This window comes from Paenibacillus mobilis (assembly GCF_058267595.1).
In genome coordinates this window covers 333052-349832 of record NZ_JBZCMS010000001.1, presented here as the reverse complement: position 1 = coordinate 349832, position 16781 = coordinate 333052, and the positions used below count along the sequence as shown (strand labels likewise).

Below are 16781 nucleotides of genomic sequence, written 5' to 3'. Positions count from 1 at the left end.
CTGCTTTTATTCGCCAGCCGATCCCACGGCTTGTGAACGTTTGGTCTGTGAACCTTTGGCTTTAGAATCGCCGCCTTTTGAACGTCCGCCGTTCGAAGGCGGTTTTTGGTTAGATTTGCCTCCGGCTTGCCTCATCCAGCTTACCGTGGATAAAACCAGAGCGCTTCCCAGCAGGGTGAGCTGAAATTTCCAGGGGGCAGATATGAAATTCATGGATTCCCACGGGAACCAATATTCAATCATGATTTTGCCCCCTGAATCATTTTTTTCATGAATGCCGCTCCTAAAAAGGCCGCCGGCAGATACAGGAACAGGGGCAGCCAGATCCGGGAAGGAAGCACGAATGAAGCCACCTGCAAATGATTAGTAAAGCTAATCACCATGGTCATGGAAATAAAAAAGGTCAAAGGACACACCAAGGTAATGATGCCCCAGTCCTTTTTGGCGCCGAGCAGCTTGCGAATGCAGAAGACGGCGGCAAACAAATGGAGGGACAGCTTTCCGAAAGCGGTCATCACCAGATAAATGACGCCTACCGCATCCAGGTTATCCAGCAGGTCGGAAATATTCGGCAGCTTGAGCAGGGCAAAAGCAGGGTACATCATTTGTTTGTAAACGGGTTCGCCCATGCAGGCAGCGCCGAGGAGAATAAGCAAAGTGATGCAAAATCCGGACAACAGGCTCCCTCCCAGCATAAGCCGGCTCAAAGGCGGCTTGCTTCTTTTGCTCTCCAGATACCCCCAAAACATGGCAAATTCGATCGTTTCCCCGAAGGTTTGAGTAATTCCCAATGGCCAGACGGGTTTTAAAACCCGGTTCCAGCCTTCCCCCACGATAGGCAGCAGATTCAGAAGGTCGATCCGCCCGGAAAACCACAAAAGCAGCGTTTCAGCGATCAGAAATAACAGCAGCAGCGGCAGGAAAATGCTCAGCATTCGGGCAATGACCTCAAATCCGCTGTACAAGGCGTAGGCTACCACCATCAGGAAGGTGAGTCCGATCAGCCAGTTTGGTGTTCCATGTAGGATCGTAATAGGAAACAGGAAGCGGACATCGCTTATGATTCTTGCCCCGTCATAAATAAAAACAAGCGGGTACAGCCAGGCAATCGGCATGCCGATCCATTTTCCAAACAGGGCCGTCGGCCATTCTACCAGCGTAAGTCCGCCAGTCAGTTTGAAAATCAGCGAATAGCAGACGACCAGAATCGAACCCAATACGGTAGTAATCAGATTTGCAACCCAGGCATCCCTTCCCGCGGAAGAAGCGAAACCGAATATGATCGTCGTGCCCATCTGAAAAATGACGACCATGGCAAACAACTGATACTTCGAAATTCGAAGCATGTGATCACTCCTCAGTTTGAATAACGTTATTAGTCAGCCCGCTCCGGATTATTCGGCCTTTTATAACCACTTCAAGTTCAACCTGCGGAAATAGTGCATTCCAATTTTCTTTATATTGATGCCATAATTTCGGATAACGGCGATAAACAGATTGCCCAAATCCATAAACATCGACCTTATATTTGCCCTGAACCATCTTGCAATTGGCATAGATCCGATCCTTGATCGCTTTCTCAATCATTTGCTGGATCTTATTCACGTTCCGGGCATTATCCATATCCAGGTCCGTAGTATTTTCATAAATGTTCTCCGTGAGGTTTATTTTCAAAGTAATATGTACTTTGCCGTTTCTAACCTCGGTTTCCCGGGATACGTTGACTCTTTCCAGCTCCGAGCTGATATTACCCGGGCGTGCCGTACCTGGAATCTGAACCGTGATGACGCCCTTATGGATTTTATTGTTGATCCACAAAACCCCGCGGCTGTTTCGTTCATCCAGCTCCGCGATCATTTTATCCTTGCGGAACAACGCCAGCCCGGTAATCCCGATGCTTTTGATTTGTTCTTTGGCCCCCTCCCCCTGCTGGGAAGACAGAATTTCTATCATTGGGGCATAAGGCTCTACCCCTTCAGACATAAGGATGTTAATAAAATCAATAAACCGCACGCTCGGCAGCAGATTTTGACGCATCTCTTGTTTAAGAACTTCGGACCCGAGCTTCTCAAACTTGGGCTGGAAATTTAAAATATCAAGGGCCGTGGTTTTGGAAACGGCGACGTAACTGACCAACTGGGACTGCCTGTACCGTTCAAAAAAATCCATCACAGGCCGCAGCCCTTCTTCAGCAAGTTTTTTTCCTAAAATGATCACACGGCTCTGCGAATAGAAGATCACCCTGGGCAGCTTTTTCTGCAAAAGGCGCGTGATATCCATAATGGAGTCCCCCTCCTCGGAAACCACCCATCCTGCCGAGCTTTCCAGCCTTCCTTCTCCGCCACCCTGGGCAGATCCGGTCCCAAACAGACGGGGAACTGCAATCAGCAGCGAAAGACGAAGATTTCCGTTATCCATTCTATCAAGGCCCGTTGCGGTTACAATGGCAATACTGTCAACTTCCTGCTCGCTCCAGCAGGACGTCAGCAGAAGACTCATGCTCAGTATGAGCATCAATAAAGCTGTTTTTCGGCGCATAGGGATATCCTTTCGGAAAAATTCCACCTTATCTTTTGTTGTTCGGCTCAGGACGCAAGTACCCTCTCATCCGCCGGGAATTTTTGCTTTGAATAAACGCGGGCCTGTATTTGATTCCCCAAAGGGGAATACGGACGATCAAATCTTTGAAGTCCTCCACATGCAATGGAGCAATAGGCGACAGATAAGGCACGCCAAAAGAACGCAGCTTGCACAAATGAATCATCAGAATCAGCAGGCCCAAGAAAACCCCGTACAGGCCCAGCAAACCCGCCAGTATAATCAAAGGAAACCGAAGCACGCGGACAGCCATCCCATGATTGTATATAGGAAATACAAAGGAAGCGATCCCTGTAAAAGATACAACGATAACCAGGGTAGAGGATACAATTCCCGCCTGAACCGCTGCCTGCCCGATAACCAAGGCCCCGACGATGCTCACCGCCTGCCCGACTGCTCGAGGCAGCCGGATCCCGGCTTCCCGCAGCGCTTCAAAGGCCGCTTCCATGAGCAAGGCCTCCACGATCGCGGGAAAAGGCACGTTTTCTCTGGAGGAAGCAATGCTGAGCAGCAGGCTGGTCGGAATCATTTCCTGATGAAAAGTCGAAACGGCCACATAAAGCGATGGAAAAACAAGCGCGCTGAAAAACAGCCACAACCGCAACCATCTAAGGACCGTAGCCACTCCGTAATTTTGATAGTAATCTTCCCTGGTTTGGAAGGAATCGGCCAATACGGAAGGCGCTATCAAAGCAAACGGAGTATTATCCACCAGGATGGCCGCTCTGCCTTCCAAGATTAAAGCCGCGACTTTGTCAGGCCTTTCCGTGTTTAGCATCTGGGGAAAAAGACTTAAGGGACTATCACTGATCAATTCCTCAATGTAATTACTTTCCAGGATGGCGTCGATGTCTATTCTTGAAATCCTCTCTCGGATCTCATCCGTCAAACCGGGCATAACAACAGAATCCAAATAGACGATCAGAATGTTTGTCTTGGACAAGCGCCCTACCTGCAGGTTTTCCATCTTCAGCTCCGGCGTTGGCAGCCTCCTGCGCAGTAAAGCGGTATTCGTTCTCAAATTTTCTACAAAACCGTCCCTCGGCCCCCGTATCGCCATTTCCGTACCGGGTTCCTCGACGGAGCGATGTTCCCATTTCTTGAGGCTGACCATGCAAACCTCGGGAAGACCATGGATGAATAACGCTGTTTCCCCCTGGCAAATCCCTTCTATGACCTCGTTTATTTGGTCAAGGGTCCGGACCTGATCTGCCTGAATATCGTTTAAAGATAACGCAAGAAGCGGCTTAAGCTCGTTTTCGTTCAGGGCCTTTTCGCTTAATTGAGTCAAAACCCCGTTCTTAAGCGGCTGCAGAATGACCTGCTCCAGGCGGGCATCATCTACTAGCCCATCTATGAAAACCAAAGCCCCTTTAAGGCCGGAGGGCATCGAAAAAGTCCGGTAAGAGAGGTCCGAGCAGCGCTGAAAGCTTTGACGGATAAAGGTCAGATCAACGCTTAAAATGCCTTTAACTTTAACGTTTTGTTCGCCTTTCACGGATGCAGGCATCTTTTCCCCTCCCTCTCCAAATCCTCCATAAAAGCTAATTCTTATTTTTCCTAAATTTTCTTCAATCATGCATAATAAACAAGAAAAAAGCGTTCAACCGGAGGGATCCGTTGAACGCTTCTTATGCCGCATGGGACATAACTTCAAATTCAATTTATAAGGGACTGAACGCCTGTCCAAAACGCTCCGGTCGGAACGCCCCGGCCCAGGCCGGCAGCTCCGCGCCATCCAGGATATCGCCCGCCAGCTTGGCCGTAACCGGGCTCAGCAGGATGCCGTTCCGGTAATGCCCCGCAGCAAGCAGGATTCGGGGATGCTCCAGCAAACGGCCGATCAGCGGCGCACCGTCCTGGGTGGCCGGCCTCAGCCCCGCCCAGCGGTGGAAGGGCGTTTCGGCTTCCAGCACCGGCATCATTTTTTTGTTCCACCGGATCAGCCGATTGATTCCTTGTTCCGTCACCGTGCTGTCAAATCCCGCCATATCCTCGGACGCTCCGCAGACCAGCGTTCCCGACACTTTTTGAACGAGATATCCCTGGCTGCTGAACACCATATGATGAAGCGGATGATGGAAAGACTGCGCATGATAGGCGCAAATTTGCCCCCGGATCGGCCGGATCGGGATACGGATGCCCAGCTCGGACTCCATCCGTCCAGCCCAGGCCCCCGTGCAGACCAGCAGCTGATCGCTTCTGAACATTCTTCCGTCCTTCGCTTTAACCTCAATCCGCTCTTTCTGGTCAAGCAGCTCCAACTCACCCAGCTCTTCAAAAATGTCGACGCCCAGCTGCCGGCAGCCTGCTTCAAGCGCCTTCACGTAATCGGGAGCATAAACGTGGCTTTCTTCCGGCGTCCAAAGCGCGGCGCGCACCTGCCTGGAGAGCTGAGGCTCCCGTTCGAACAGCGCTTCGCCTTCCAGGATGACAGCCGTTGACCCGTGTGCGCGCTGCCATAACCGGCGGCTTTCCAATGCCAGCAGATCCGCTTCATGATAAACGATATAAAGGCTGCCGGATTCCGTATATTCAAAGCCGCAGCCGGAAACCTCCTTGACCTGTTTCTGCCACGCCGGGTAAATCCGCAAGCTTTCGAGGCAAAGCCGGAAGAACTCGTCCGGCGACTCCAGGTTCTCCGAATACGGAGCAAGCATGCCCGCCGCAGCCCCGGAAGCCTGGCCGCCGCAGTGTCCGGTTTCCAGCACCTTTACGCCGTATCCCCGAATAGCCAGTTCAAAAGCACAGGCCAGACCAATTACGCCTCCGCCCATGACGATGACTTGCTGTTTCATTGGCTTTCACTCCCGCTTCTCATTCAACCTTAAACTGTTCCAGCCCGCTGCTCGCGGAAGCATACCGCTTCTTCGCCATGCGGCCGGACAAATAAGCCAGCCGTCCCGCCGAAATCGCCAGCTTCATCGCTTCGGCCATACCGGCCGGGTTTTTGGCTTTGGCCACCGGCGTATTCATCAGAACGCCGGAAACGCCAAGCTCCATCGCCTGCGTCACATCGCTTGCCGTTCCGAGTCCGGCATCTACGATAACCGGAACGCCGCTTTCCTCCACGATCAGGCCGATATTGTACGGGTTCAGCAGACCAAGACCCGTGCCGATCGGCGCCGCCCCGGGCATGATGGCTGCCGCGCCGGCCTCCTCCAGCTTTTTGCAGATGATCGGATCATCCGAAATATAAGGGAGCACCGTGAAACCTTCTTTTACGAGGATTTCGGTGGCCTTTAAGGTTTCGATCGGATCCGGCAGCAAAGTTCGTTCGTTGGCGCTGATCTCCACCTTTACCCAATCGCTTAATCCGGAGGCTCTGGCCAGCCGGGCAATCCGCACGGCCTCTTCGGCCGTGCGCGCTCCCGAAGTGTTCGGCAAATAAATATATTTGCGGTCCTGCAAATGCTGCAGGATCGAATCATCCTCCGCCGCTTCCAGATTGACCCGGCGAATGGCAAAGGTCAACACCTCTGCGCCGGAGGCTTCAATTGCTTCCGTCTGCACATAAGGATTCGGGAACAAACCCGTCCCGAGGAAAAAGCGGGAGTGCAATACGGTCTCCCCTATTTTCCAGGTATCCTTTCCTTCTGTCCGATTGGCTCCGCCCGATGGAGCAGCAGATTTCATGATTTCGTTCATCGCTTCAGCCTCCTCCCACAAAATGAACCAGCTCGATCTTCATCCCCGGTCTGACCGCGGTCTCTTTCCAGTCTTCGGAGGTGACGACCAGGCCGTCCGCTTCGGCCACGACCGGTTTGCCGTCCAGGCCCAGCAGCCGGATGACGTCATCCAGCGTTTTAGCTTCCAGTTCCCGGACATTTCCGTTGACGATCAGCTCCATGCGCGCGCCCCGCTTTCCTCAATCTTGCGGATGAAGGCCCGGCAGGTGCCGGCCACGTCGCTGCTGCCCACGATTTCGCTGACCGCGCAAATTCGGGTAGCTCCCGCCTGCAGTACCGCGTCCACATTGTCCAGCTTAATTCCGCCGATCGCCACAAAAGGAATCCGGATGCGCTCCGCCACTTCGCGGACATAAGACAAGGTCACCGGGGCCGCTTCCGCTTTGGTCGCGGTCGGGAATACCGGTCCTACGCCGATGTAATCGGCTCCCTGCTCTTCGGCAAGCAGCGCTTCCCCGATCGCATGCGTGGAAATGCCGATGATCTTGCTGCCGACACGCTTTCGGGCTTCGGACAGCGGCATATCCCCCTGTCCCAGGTGAATGCCGTCCGCCTCGGCCTCCAGCGCGATGTCTACATGGTCATTGACGATAAACGTCACGCCATGCTTGCGGGTCAGCACGCGCAGTTCTTTGGCTTTGCGCAGCAGTTCCTCGCGTCCGCTGTGTTTGTCCCGAAGCTGAAGGATATCGGCCCCTCCAAGGATCGCTTGCTCCATAACCTCGGTCAAACTCCGGCCAGGGTGAAACTGCTCGCCTGTAATGGCATATAAACGAAAATCTTTCACTGCTTTTCTCTCCCTTCTGGATGTGTCAGCTTAGGGGCTACTTCATCTCGGGGCCAACGGTTCGTCAGCCTCCTATATACCGGGCATATAACGTTTTTGCCCTTACCAAGTCATCCGTGCCCTGCACGAGCACTCGCCCGTCGGCAAACAGCACAAGCCGCTGGCCTTCGTTCAGCTCGGCGCGCAGCAGATAGGGATTCAGCTTTGTGTCTTTGACCGCCGGCGCCAGTCTGTCCCGCCAAACCTCCAGTTCAAAAGGTTCATGCCCGGAAATCTGCACCGATTCCCTTCCGCACAGGGAAACCATCTCATCGGCCTGCTGATCCAGCGCCGGGAACTGTTTAAGACCGCAGCAAGGGCAATCGTCCTTCGGTTTCCCAAGCTTCATTTCAAAATACTGGTTCTGCCAAATATCCAGCGTAAGCAGGCTGTTTCTCCGCTGCTCCGCCGCACCCACCAGAAACTTCAGAGCTTCGGCTGCCTGGTAGGACGCTACGATGTCCACGATCGGCGAAATGACGCCGATCGTATCGCAGGTTTGCCCCGCCGAATCGGCGGATTGGATGAAACAGCGCAGACAAGGCGTTACGCCCGGCACAAGAATTGCGCTCATGCCTCGCGAGCTGACAGCCCCGCCGTATACAAACGGAACTCCTTGACGATAACAGGCATCGTTCAGCAGAAACCGGGTTTGAAAATTGTCCGTTCCGTCCAGGACGAGGTCCACGTCTTCGATCAGACTCAATATATTTTGAGCCGTCACATCCGAAAATACGGCTTCAAGCTCGACGGAGGAGTTGATTTTTGCAAGTTTGTTTTTCGCCGCGATGACTTTCGGCAGCCCCTGCTCCGCATCCTCTTCGTCAAACAACATCTGCCGCTGCAAATTGCTGGGCTCCACATAATCGCGGTCGACCATCCGGATATGCCCTACACCGGAACGCGCCATATGGTTGGCCAGCACCGTACCGAGCGCGCCCATGCCTACGATCAGAACCGATTTGTTCATTAAATTCCGCTGTCCCTGCTCTCCTATCGGAGCAAACAGCATCTGTCTCGAATATCTTTCAAGCATCTATATGCCTCACTTCCTCAGGCCTGCATTCTTGATTCTTGCTAAATGCCCAAGTTGCGGAATGCATCCTGCGCTTTAATGGGATTGTCGGCTTTGATTTGTCCATGCTCTTTGAGCCATTTAATGACCGCATCCCAGGATTCCTCTGTCTGCTCGCCGAATCCGGCGGAGCCGTCGTCCATCAGAGGAAGCAAAATATTCAGGCTTTGCTTCTCGACATCCGGATCCAGCGGAAAATCCTTGCTTTCATGCTCCAGCAGGATATTCAGCGCTTTATCCGGATTTTGTACCGTATAAGCCTGACCTTTGGCCGCTGCTTTCAGGAATTTCCGGATCGTGTCCTCTTTTTTGGACAAGCCGTTTTCGCTGGCCGCCAGCACCAATTCATAATTGTCCGGCACCCCGAAATCCGCCGGGTCAAACGCCGTCAGCGGGATGCCTTCTTTTTCGATCAGAAGTTTCTCGTGGTTGATGTAACCGCCGATGATCGCGTCCACCCTGCCCGTTGCCATGGCCGGAATCAGGTCCCAGCCTACGTCGGTGAAATCTACCTTGGAAGGATCGCCCCCGTCGCTGGCCACCATCGTGCTCACCGTCTCTTCGCTCATCGGAGTTGAAGGATAACCGACTTTTTTGCCGACAAGGTCTTTAGGACTGGTAATGCCTGAATCCTTGCGAACAAAAAGCTGATCCAGCGGATGCCGGACCAAAGCCGCCACAGACACGACCGGAATGTTCTCGGCACGGGACTCAGCGATTTGCATTTGATAGCTGATGGCAAGATCGGCTTTTCCGCTGGCCAGCAGTTTGATCGCATCGTTGGTATCCGCCGGCGTTTCTAGGTTTACCTTCAGCCCTTCCTGCTCAAAGTAGCCCTCCTGCTGGGCGGCGAACAGGAAGGAGTGGGCGGCGTTCGGATACCAGTCGAGCAGCACGTTCACCTCGGTGAGCCCCTTCTCCGCCCCTTTGCCGGAAGCGCACCCGCTAAGACCTATGGACAAACAAAGCAATATAGATAAGAGTACCAGTTTTTTATGTTTAACGGCAGTGCGAGAATGAATGTTCATGATTTGGCCTTACCCCTTTTCATTTTAAAAAATAGCAGCGGCGGCTTATGTACGTTCTCGCCGTTTGGCCAAAGCCAGCCGGCTGAGTCCATGCGCTGCCGCAAACATCAGCACGCCCATCAGGGCGAGCAGCAGAACGCCGGAAAATACCGCTTCGCTGCGCAGCATGTTCGACGCCCTTTTGGTGTAGACGCCAAGGCCCGATTCGCCGCCCAGCCATTCGCCGAGCGTGGCGCCGCCGATGCTGAAGGTTGCGGCAAGTTTAAATCCCGTAAAGAAACCGGGCAGAGCCGACGGAAGTTTCCACTTCAGAAAAAGCTGCCTCCGGTTTGCTTTCATAGTTCGAAGCAGCTCTCCGATGCCTTCGTCCGCACTGCGGAATCCGTCCGCCGTGTTGACCGCGACCGGAAAAAAGGAAAACAGAATCACCACGGATACCTTGCTCCAAATATCGTAGCCGAACCACATGACCATGATCGGCGACAAGGCGATGATCGGAATGCTTTGCGAAGCAATGATCAGCGGATAAAAAGTCTTTTTGGCCAGGCCCGACATTTCGATCCAGACGGCGGCCAGAACGCCGAACACGACGGAAAAGGTCAGTCCCAACAGCGCTTCGCCAAGCGTAACGCCGGAATGCTTCAGCAGAAGCGCCCGGTTCTCCCATAACGAGCGGAACACATCCGATAATTTTGGAATGATGTAATGCGGTATATTCAGGAAGGTGGTTCCGGCTTCCCAAAGGATCGCGAGCAGAAGCAGCATCAGAATAAAGGGCAGATCATGCACAATCCGTTTCATCGCTCTCCCTCCCCGGGTGAAGCAGCTGCAGCTGATCCCGCTGCCGGCTGGCCCGGCCGCAGCCACTGCAGAACCTCCTGCTTCAAGCGGATAAACGGCGGCGTCAGCAGGGTTTCGTACGTGCGCGGTCTCGGCTGGCCGACCTTAAGCTCGTGCAGCCTGGAAACCGGCGCCTGGGAAGCGATCAGCAGCCGGTCCGACAGAAGCAGCGCTTCATCCACGTCATGCGTGATAAACAAAATCGTGGTGCGGTGTTTCTCCCACACCTGCAGCAGCCACTCCTGCATGCCGATGCGCGTCATCGCATCTAGCGCGCTGAACGGCTCGTCGAGCAAAAGCAGCTGCCCGCCGGCCAGGAGGCTCCGCATGAAAGAAACCCGCTGGCGCATCCCGCCCGACAGCTCATGCGGCATCCGGCTTCCGGTACCCTCAAGCCCGAATTCAGGCAGCAGCTCGCTTGCGCGGCGTCTCGCTTCCCGTTTGCTCATGCCGGCGATTTCAAGCCCTACGGCCGCGTTATCCAGCACCGTGCGCCAAGGCATCAGGCAGTCTCTTTGCGGCATGTAGCCGATTTGCCCGTCCGCTGTATGGATTTCCCCCTCCTGTGGATCCAGCAGACCCGCGATTAACCGGAAGAGCGTTGTCTTGCCCACGCCGCTTGGTGCCAGGAGGGAGACAAACTCCCCTTCCTGCAGTTCAAAGCTGAGCCCGCTGAAGAGCGGTGTGCTGCTGGAGAAAGTATAGCTGAGCCCACATACGGAAAGAGATGAGCGGGTTTCTTCGTCCGGCTTGCGCAGCGTCCGGTTCGTTCCGCCTTCCGGTACGGCGGGATTTTGGACCTGGTGAGCAGGTGCGGGATGCGTTGGAGTTTTCATATCTCCCACGCGGCCTTCCGGTAGGCCATATCCCAAAACATATATTCAAACCTTGATGTTGTAATAAACCGTTCCTCGAGCCTTGCCAGCTCTCTTTCCGGCAGCCCTTCGGCCAGACGGTCCATCAGCCGTACACACCACTGCGTAAGGCTTCTGAATTCATCCGAGCTGTACATCAGGAACCATTCCCGGTAAAGCTCATGCTTCAGGCAATCCGGCTGCTGCCGGACGGCCCGGCTGCCGATTTCGCAGTAGCTCCACATGCAGGGCAGCAAGGACGCGACCACATCGCCCAGGGAGCCCTGGGTTCCGGCATCCAGCATGTATTTCGTATAAGCGATCGTTACAGGAGCGGGTTCGGTGTTTTCAAGCTCATGCCGGGTAATGCCGAATTTCTCCGCATACTGCCGGTGCAGTTCCATTTCCACGTTCAGCGTCTGCTGCAGCAGGTCGGCGAATTTCCCCATCGTCTCCAGATCCTGCGCTTTGAGGCTGCCTAGAGCGAACATTTTGGCATAGTCCTTCAGATACACATAATCCTGCTTCATATAGAAAGCGAACCGGTCCAAAGGAAGCTCGCCGCTTCTCAGTTCCGTCAGAAAAGCATGGCTGTGGCAGTTCTCCCAAACCTCTTGAACCGAACGGTATAGACGGTCGGTAAAAGGTTCCATGGCCGGGGCTGTACCCGGCATTCGGATTTCCGTCTGGTCCATCATTTTCTAGTCTCCTCCCCTTTAGGCGTTTCGCAAAATTCGGCGATAAAAGCAATCATTACTTTGGCGTATTCGACCAGCTGTTTTACGGAAACACTTTCGTTGACGGCATGCGCCTGCTCCAGCTCTCCGGGGCCGTAGATGACGGTCGGGATGCCGGCTCTTCCGATCCAACCTGCATCCGTCACGCTGGGATTCATGCCGATTTCAGGCGGGGCCCCGTGGGTGCGCCGATGCCAGTCGGCTAACGATTTCAGGCCGGCATTATGGGGGTCCAATTCAAGCGCGGGGAAAATTTCGCCACGCTCTTCGATCATCGAACGACCTCCCCATTTAAAAGTGGGCGGATTGTCCTTCAGCCAGGGATCGGCCGCCGCCACGCGCAGCAGGTGCTCTTCGATTTCCGCTGTAACCGAATCGTAGTCCTCATTCGGGTAAAAATGGACCGTGATCCAAAGGGCGCACCGGTCGGCGATAAACGCGGCATGCCTGCCGCCTTCAATGACGGCCGGATTAATCGTGTTGATGCCCGGCGCAAAGCCGGGGTAACTTTTGGTTACGGCCCAGTGACGCTCCAGATCCTGCAGGCCCTGGATAAGCTTCATCATTTTTTCGATGGCGCTTGCGCCTCTGACGCCGCCTCCCGCATGAATCATCCGCGAGCGCAGGCCGTCATGATAGGTAACCGGGCTTTGTACGGTTATCCAGCCGGTAATTACGCCGCCCTGGCCTTGGATCCGGCAGCCGCTGGAGTCGGCCACGACCGCAAAATCGGCCGCGCAGCCGCGCTCCATGCAGGCCCGCGTTCCGGCCTCGCCGGATTCCTCTCCAATCACCGACTGAAAATGGAGATCTCCTTTCAGGTCGATCCCTTGTTCCTTAAGCAGCTTAACGACAAACAACAGGGCGGCCAGACCGCCCTTCATATCCGTGGCGCCTCTTCCGAAAGCCCGGCCGTTTTCGATGACCAGCTCAAACGGATCCCGGTCCCAGCGGCCGGTATCCCCCACTTCTGCCACATCGATATGGCCGTTCAGCAAAAGGCCGTTGTGGCGGGCCGGGTCGCTGCCTCTTTTTACCGCCGTCACATTCGGGTCGCCCGGATAAACCTCCCACAGGTCGGCTTCGAAACCCGCCTCTTTCAGCTGTCCTTCGACGTAACGCTGCGCGTCCATCGTGTTCCGCGCCGGCGGACTTACGGTCGGAAATGAAACAAGCCGTTCCAGGATCTGAAACAGCTCGTCTTGTTTTTCCTCCGCCAATTGCTGCAAAACCTCAATCGTCCGGGAATCCATGTCGTTAGTTTCCTCCTTGTTCCCAGGCAAAGTTTGACGAGTATCCGGTAAGTTGAAATAAAAAAGACCATTCGAGAATAGACGAATGGTCTTAACAATTCGGATTCTATCTCTACGCCAGCATTACCTGGATCAGATTAACGGTCAGGAGCATAAGGCTCCTATCTCAGCCGGACTTCATCCAGCACCCGTGTTCCCTATATGAAGTTCAAAGTTCAAATTTAATATATCGGAATCCCCGGGAAATGGCAAGGAGTTATTTGTTTCCCGAGCGAATTCGGTTACCCCGGCCTTATTCCCTAGACCGTTCTCCACCATTTTTCCGAAGGGACAGAAGCCCCTTTTTCAAGAAGGATTGCCTCCCCGATCTGCGGAAAGGCCAGCTTTATGCCTCTGCGTTCCGCCTCTTCAGACAGCAGCTCTACCGGCTCCGTCCAGCCGTGCATCGCCAGCGCAAACGCCGCCCAATGAACGGGCAGCAGCCGGTTTCCCTTTAGATCCAGGTGGGCTTGCACCGTCTGCTTCGGCACCATGTGGATAAACTCCCAGCGGGGATCGTATTGCCCGCATTCGATCAAGGTCCAGTCAAACGGACCGTACAATTCCCCGATCTTCTTGAAATGCTCGTCATACCCGCTGTCTCCGCTGAAATAAACCCGCTCGTTCCGGCCGTGAATCACCCAGGAGCACCACAGCGAGGCGTCCTTATCAAACAGAGATCTCCCCGAAAAATGCCGTGCCGGCGTGCAGACCAACCGGATGCCCTGCCAGTCCGTCTCTTCCCACCAGTCGAACTCCCGGATCAGCTCCCGGGGCACCCCGAACCTGATCAGCCGGCTTCCAACGCCAAGCGGAACGAAATACCGGCCGACTTTTCCGGACAGCTTCTGAATAGTGCCGTAATCCAGATGATCGTAATGATCATGGGAGATCAGCACTGCATCCAGAAAAGGCAGGTCCTCCGGCCCGATCGTGAGACTGCTTTTAAAACGTTTAGCCCCGAGTCCGGGCAGCGGCAGCGGTGCCGAATGTTCGCCCAGCATCGGATCAAGCAGCAAAGTTTTGCCGTCTATTTTCATGAGCAGCGTGGAATGGCCAAGCCAAACAGCAGAATCGCCCTCCAGCAGCCGGAGCCGTTCCGGATCCGGCTCTAGGACCGGAAGTTCTGCCGGCGGACGCCGTTTCGGATTGTTTTTCAGATGGTCCGTAAAAAGGGACAGCGTGCTCCGGATAGATGCGTCGATGGACGGAGTCGGAATCCGGTTATGGAATTTACCCTTCGCGTATTGCTGCGATTGCTCGAAGCTGCTGATTCTATAGCGGTTTACATTACCGCCGAAAGCCGGATAGGTCCGCATAAACAGGTAAAGGCCTGCCGCAATAACCATCAGGATCGCCAAAATAATAATCGTCGCCAGCATAAGAACCTCTCTCCTATATGAATATTTTGGATTCAGAAAATAAAACGATGCCTTGCCCGCATGAAAGGAATTCATTAACGGCCAAGGCATCGTTAGTCTGCTCCGATTCAGGCAGGTTTAAACTTTCCGGCACTTTTAATGAGGGGCTTATCCCGTTCTGCAAAGCACTTAATCCTAGTCGTGTTCCGGCTGGTGTTCTTGGTTGTGTTCTGGCTGGTGTCCCTGGTTTTGTCCTCCTGTGGTCCTCCGCTCCCTGCTCTCACGGGCCGTAACTGCAGGATGCAGTTCCTCGGCCCACTCCGCCTGGGCCCATGCCGGGGCTGCCGGCCCTTTCGGCAGTGTAACCACAACTCCTGGGACGGCCGACCGGTCGGAAGAAGCGGTTCGGTCGGCAATGCGTCTTTTCGTTCCCGTCAGCCTGAACCTGAAGGCGTATATCCCCGCAAAAACAACCACAAACAGCAGTCCTGCCGCCAGACCTCCCCCTTGCCCGGGAACCAGCGGCATGCTCGCAAGAATGGCCAGCATAGCCGCTATGGAAATCAAGGAAGTATACGGGAAGCCTGCAAACCCTTGAGCTGAAGCTTTAAGGAGTCCCTTTCTCCGGAGTCTGTAGTGACTCGCCATAATCATGACATAGGAGAACAACAGCGCAAAACCGCCGGAGCTCACCAGAAACAAATAAACGTTTTGGGGAAGCAGCAATCCGAGCCCCAAACCGGCCAGCATCGCACCTCCTGAAATCAGAATGCCTCGGTAGGGAATGTCCGTTTTGTCGCGCATCCAAACAGGCGTGTGGCCTTCCTCGGCCAGAGACCGCAGCATGCGGCCCAATCCGAAAACGGAGGCCAGCATGGTGGATAGAATCGCCGAAACGAGGACCAGGTTCATCAAGGTGCCTGCCCAGCCCAGGCCAAACCGGCTTAAGGCGGTTACAAACGGACTGGTCTGCGTGCTGACCGCCCGCGCAGGCAGCAGCAGAAACAAAGCGGCCATCGCCAAAATGTAGAGCCCGACCAGCAGGATTACGGTCAAGCGGATCGCTTTGGGGATCGTTTTAGAAGGTTCGGCCGTTTCCGATGCGGCCAGGCCAAGCACTTCAAATCCGGCATACGTAAACATCACAACAAGCATGCTTCCCGCTATGCCGCTGATCCCGCCGGGCATCCAGCTCTGGCTGCGAAGCATGCCAAAACCTGCAGAGCCCGCTGTCCGGCTCAGGATTCCAACTACAAGGAGTAAAGCAAGAAGAATAAAACCGCCGATTGCCAGCAGCTTGATCGCGGCCAGGCCGCTCTCCAGCTTACTGAGCTTCTGCGCGCCCAATAAATTCACCAGCGTTACCCCAATAATGACTGCTGCTCCTACGAGCGGCAGGGACAGCCGGGGAAACCAGCTTTTTAGCAGAATCGAAACTGCCGTGGATTCACTCGACATCGCGAGGACCAGTCCTGTCCAATACACCCAGCCTACCGTAAATCCCGCCCCCTTCCCGAAAGCCTGCTCGGCATAGGAGCGGAAAGAGCCCGAAACCGGATTCGCCACGGTCATTTCCGATAAAGCCGTTAATATGAAGTAGACCAGGAAACCGCCGATCACATACGACAGAAGCACGGAAGGCCCGGCCGCTTGAATGGCTACTGAGGAACCGAGGAAAAATGAACCTCCCACAACCGTTCCCAAAGCAAGCATCGCAAGCTGCCAGGCTGATAACCCTTTTTTGTATCGCTCCATCCTTAAAGAACCTCCCCGGGGAAATTTTGCCTTAGTATCTGCAATTCCCGGGGAAATTACCCGAAAGAGGATAAGCTTCTGCTATTCCGCTGGTTGATTAGGAAACCGTGGAATCCAGCAGTAATTTTTTGAGCGAAGACACGACCATCTCATGATCCTGGTGGCCTTCCAGACCGGAGACGCTGATCGTACCGACCATGCCTACATTTTTAATGAGGAGCGGAAAACTGCCGCCTTCAGCCGCATATTCCAGAGGATTGACGAAATCGCTGTCTTGAAGCGTTGTGTTCCGGGATTTCAAAAGCACGTGTATGTAATAAGAGCTGTGTTCAAAATGATGGGCCACATTGATTTTGCGCGCGATCCATCTGTCATTGCCTAAACCGTTTTCATTCATTTTCGCATGAAATAAAGTCATGCCATTTTTACGGATGTCAACCGTGATTTGCTTGCCTTCGTCAAAAGCTTTGTCCAAAATCAGTTGTCCTAGCTTGACAGCCGTGTTGTTGCTGAATTCTGTAAATTGCAGCTCCTGCTCCTGGCGGAGAAGTTCGTTCAACAGCGCAGTATAATCTTCCATTCCTTACACTCCCTTTAATCTGAATTTATAATAAAGTTCGAAACCTACTCTAGTATACTTGGACTCGCCCATTTAAAAAAGACTAATCTTCCCTATGGAAAAATGGACGAAAAACAGACGAGGTTTTCCTTTGTTAACGATTTAGT

At 54.1% G+C, this 16781-nt stretch carries 17 protein-coding genes; all 17 read right to left on the bottom strand.

Annotated elements, in window-relative coordinates:
* Positions 1 to 6 precede the first annotated feature (6 nt).
* Positions 7 to 243, bottom strand: a complete 237-nt coding sequence (locus AC3ZPD_RS01720) for a hypothetical protein (RefSeq protein ID WP_490982531.1) — start codon at positions 241 to 243, stop codon at positions 7 to 9.
* Entirely contained in the window at positions 240 to 1346 is a 1107-nt protein-coding gene (locus tag AC3ZPD_RS01715; RefSeq protein WP_490982530.1) for a GerAB/ArcD/ProY family transporter, read from the bottom strand. Before AC3ZPD_RS01715 ends, AC3ZPD_RS01720 begins: the two co-directional genes overlap by 4 nt.
* Positions 1347 to 1350: 4 nt before the next feature.
* Positions 1351 to 2538, bottom strand: coding sequence for a Ger(x)C family spore germination protein (locus AC3ZPD_RS01710; protein ID WP_490982529.1), 1188 nt, complete (start codon positions 2536 to 2538; stop codon positions 1351 to 1353).
* 28 nt (positions 2539 to 2566) lie between these two features.
* On the bottom strand, positions 2567 to 4108 hold the full coding sequence (locus AC3ZPD_RS01705; protein ID WP_490982528.1) for a spore germination protein: 1542 nt from the start codon (positions 4106 to 4108) through the stop codon (positions 2567 to 2569).
* A gap of 154 nt (positions 4109 to 4262) precedes the next feature.
* Complete coding sequence (gene thiO, locus AC3ZPD_RS01700; protein ID WP_490982527.1) at positions 4263 to 5396, bottom strand: glycine oxidase ThiO; 1134 nt, start codon at positions 5394 to 5396, stop codon at positions 4263 to 4265.
* A gap of 19 nt (positions 5397 to 5415) precedes the next feature.
* Positions 5416 to 6234, bottom strand: coding sequence for a thiazole synthase (locus AC3ZPD_RS01695; RefSeq protein WP_490982818.1), 819 nt, complete (start codon positions 6232 to 6234; stop codon positions 5416 to 5418).
* A 16-nt stretch (positions 6235 to 6250) separates the two neighbouring features.
* The gene (gene thiS, locus AC3ZPD_RS01690) at positions 6251 to 6448 is read right to left on the bottom strand and encodes a sulfur carrier protein ThiS (RefSeq protein ID WP_490982526.1); all 198 of its coding nucleotides are present in this window, start codon (positions 6446 to 6448) and stop codon (positions 6251 to 6253) included.
* Positions 6439 to 7074, bottom strand: coding sequence for a thiamine phosphate synthase (thiE, locus tag AC3ZPD_RS01685; RefSeq protein WP_490982525.1), 636 nt, complete (start codon positions 7072 to 7074; stop codon positions 6439 to 6441). Before thiE ends, thiS begins: the two co-directional genes overlap by 10 nt.
* A 64-nt stretch (positions 7075 to 7138) precedes the next feature.
* Positions 7139 to 8149 carry a ThiF family adenylyltransferase gene (locus tag AC3ZPD_RS01680; RefSeq protein ID WP_490982524.1) on the bottom strand — a complete coding sequence of 337 codons (1011 nt, stop codon included), beginning with the start codon at positions 8147 to 8149 and terminating at the stop codon, positions 7139 to 7141.
* A 41-nt stretch (positions 8150 to 8190) separates the two neighbouring features.
* Positions 8191 to 9216, bottom strand: coding sequence for an ABC transporter substrate-binding protein (locus tag AC3ZPD_RS01675; protein WP_490982523.1), 1026 nt, complete (start codon positions 9214 to 9216; stop codon positions 8191 to 8193).
* Positions 9217 to 9261: 45 nt separating this feature from the next.
* Entirely contained in the window at positions 9262 to 10017 is a 756-nt protein-coding gene (locus AC3ZPD_RS01670; RefSeq protein WP_490982522.1) for an ABC transporter permease, read from the bottom strand.
* Positions 10014 to 10892 (bottom strand): ABC transporter ATP-binding protein, encoded by an 879-nt coding sequence (locus AC3ZPD_RS01665; protein WP_490982521.1) that lies wholly within the window; start codon positions 10890 to 10892, stop codon positions 10014 to 10016. Before AC3ZPD_RS01665 ends, AC3ZPD_RS01670 begins: the two co-directional genes overlap by 4 nt.
* Positions 10889 to 11563 carry a thiaminase II gene (tenA, locus tag AC3ZPD_RS01660; RefSeq protein ID WP_490982817.1) on the bottom strand — a complete coding sequence of 225 codons (675 nt, stop codon included), beginning with the start codon at positions 11561 to 11563 and terminating at the stop codon, positions 10889 to 10891. The genes AC3ZPD_RS01665 and tenA overlap by 4 nt, the downstream gene beginning before the upstream one ends.
* A 41-nt stretch (positions 11564 to 11604) precedes the next feature.
* The gene (locus tag AC3ZPD_RS01655) at positions 11605 to 12900 is read right to left on the bottom strand and encodes an acetylornithine deacetylase (protein ID WP_490982520.1); all 1296 of its coding nucleotides are present in this window, start codon (positions 12898 to 12900) and stop codon (positions 11605 to 11607) included.
* Between the two features lie 299 nt (positions 12901 to 13199).
* Positions 13200 to 14321, bottom strand: coding sequence for an MBL fold metallo-hydrolase (locus AC3ZPD_RS01650; protein ID WP_490982519.1), 1122 nt, complete (start codon positions 14319 to 14321; stop codon positions 13200 to 13202).
* 174 nt (positions 14322 to 14495) lie between these two features.
* Positions 14496 to 16055, bottom strand: coding sequence for an amino acid permease (locus tag AC3ZPD_RS01645; protein ID WP_490982518.1), 1560 nt, complete (start codon positions 16053 to 16055; stop codon positions 14496 to 14498).
* A gap of 97 nt (positions 16056 to 16152) precedes the next feature.
* Complete coding sequence (locus tag AC3ZPD_RS01640) at positions 16153 to 16635, bottom strand: heme-degrading domain-containing protein (RefSeq protein ID WP_490982517.1); 483 nt, start codon at positions 16633 to 16635, stop codon at positions 16153 to 16155.
* Positions 16636 to 16781: the final 146 nt, after the last annotated feature.

What these genes read in the sequence shown, in the direction of transcription:
- AC3ZPD_RS01720 (WP_490982531.1), bottom strand. Translation starts at nt 243, where the DNA reads ATGATTGAATATTGGTTCCCGTGGGAATCCATGAATTTCATATCTGCC.
- AC3ZPD_RS01715 (WP_490982530.1), bottom strand. Translation starts at nt 1,346, where the DNA reads ATGCTTCGAATTTCGAAGTATCAGTTGTTTGCCATGGTCGTCATTTTT.
- AC3ZPD_RS01710 (WP_490982529.1), bottom strand. Translation starts at nt 2,538, where the DNA reads ATGCGCCGAAAAACAGCTTTATTGATGCTCATACTGAGCATGAGTCTT.
- AC3ZPD_RS01705 (WP_490982528.1), bottom strand. Translation starts at nt 4,108, where the DNA reads ATGCCTGCATCCGTGAAAGGCGAACAAAACGTTAAAGTTAAAGGCATT.
- thiO (WP_490982527.1), bottom strand. Translation starts at nt 5,396, where the DNA reads ATGAAACAGCAAGTCATCGTCATGGGCGGAGGCGTAATTGGTCTGGCC.
- AC3ZPD_RS01695 (WP_490982818.1), bottom strand. Translation starts at nt 6,234, where the DNA reads ATGAAATCTGCTGCTCCATCGGGCGGAGCCAATCGGACAGAAGGAAAG.
- thiS (WP_490982526.1), bottom strand. Translation starts at nt 6,448, where the DNA reads ATGGAGCTGATCGTCAACGGAAATGTCCGGGAACTGGAAGCTAAAACG.
- AC3ZPD_RS01680 (WP_490982524.1), bottom strand. Translation starts at nt 8,149, where the DNA reads ATGCTTGAAAGATATTCGAGACAGATGCTGTTTGCTCCGATAGGAGAG.
- AC3ZPD_RS01675 (WP_490982523.1), bottom strand. Translation starts at nt 9,216, where the DNA reads ATGAACATTCATTCTCGCACTGCCGTTAAACATAAAAAACTGGTACTC.
- AC3ZPD_RS01670 (WP_490982522.1), bottom strand. Translation starts at nt 10,017, where the DNA reads ATGAAACGGATTGTGCATGATCTGCCCTTTATTCTGATGCTGCTTCTG.
- AC3ZPD_RS01665 (WP_490982521.1), bottom strand. Translation starts at nt 10,892, where the DNA reads ATGAAAACTCCAACGCATCCCGCACCTGCTCACCAGGTCCAAAATCCC.
- tenA (WP_490982817.1), bottom strand. Translation starts at nt 11,563, where the DNA reads ATGGAACCTTTTACCGACCGTCTATACCGTTCGGTTCAAGAGGTTTGG.
- AC3ZPD_RS01655 (WP_490982520.1), bottom strand. Translation starts at nt 12,900, where the DNA reads ATGGATTCCCGGACGATTGAGGTTTTGCAGCAATTGGCGGAGGAAAAA.
- AC3ZPD_RS01650 (WP_490982519.1), bottom strand. Translation starts at nt 14,321, where the DNA reads ATGCTGGCGACGATTATTATTTTGGCGATCCTGATGGTTATTGCGGCA.
- AC3ZPD_RS01645 (WP_490982518.1), bottom strand. Translation starts at nt 16,055, where the DNA reads ATGGAGCGATACAAAAAAGGGTTATCAGCCTGGCAGCTTGCGATGCTT.
- AC3ZPD_RS01640 (WP_490982517.1), bottom strand. Translation starts at nt 16,635, where the DNA reads ATGGAAGATTATACTGCGCTGTTGAACGAACTTCTCCGCCAGGAGCAG.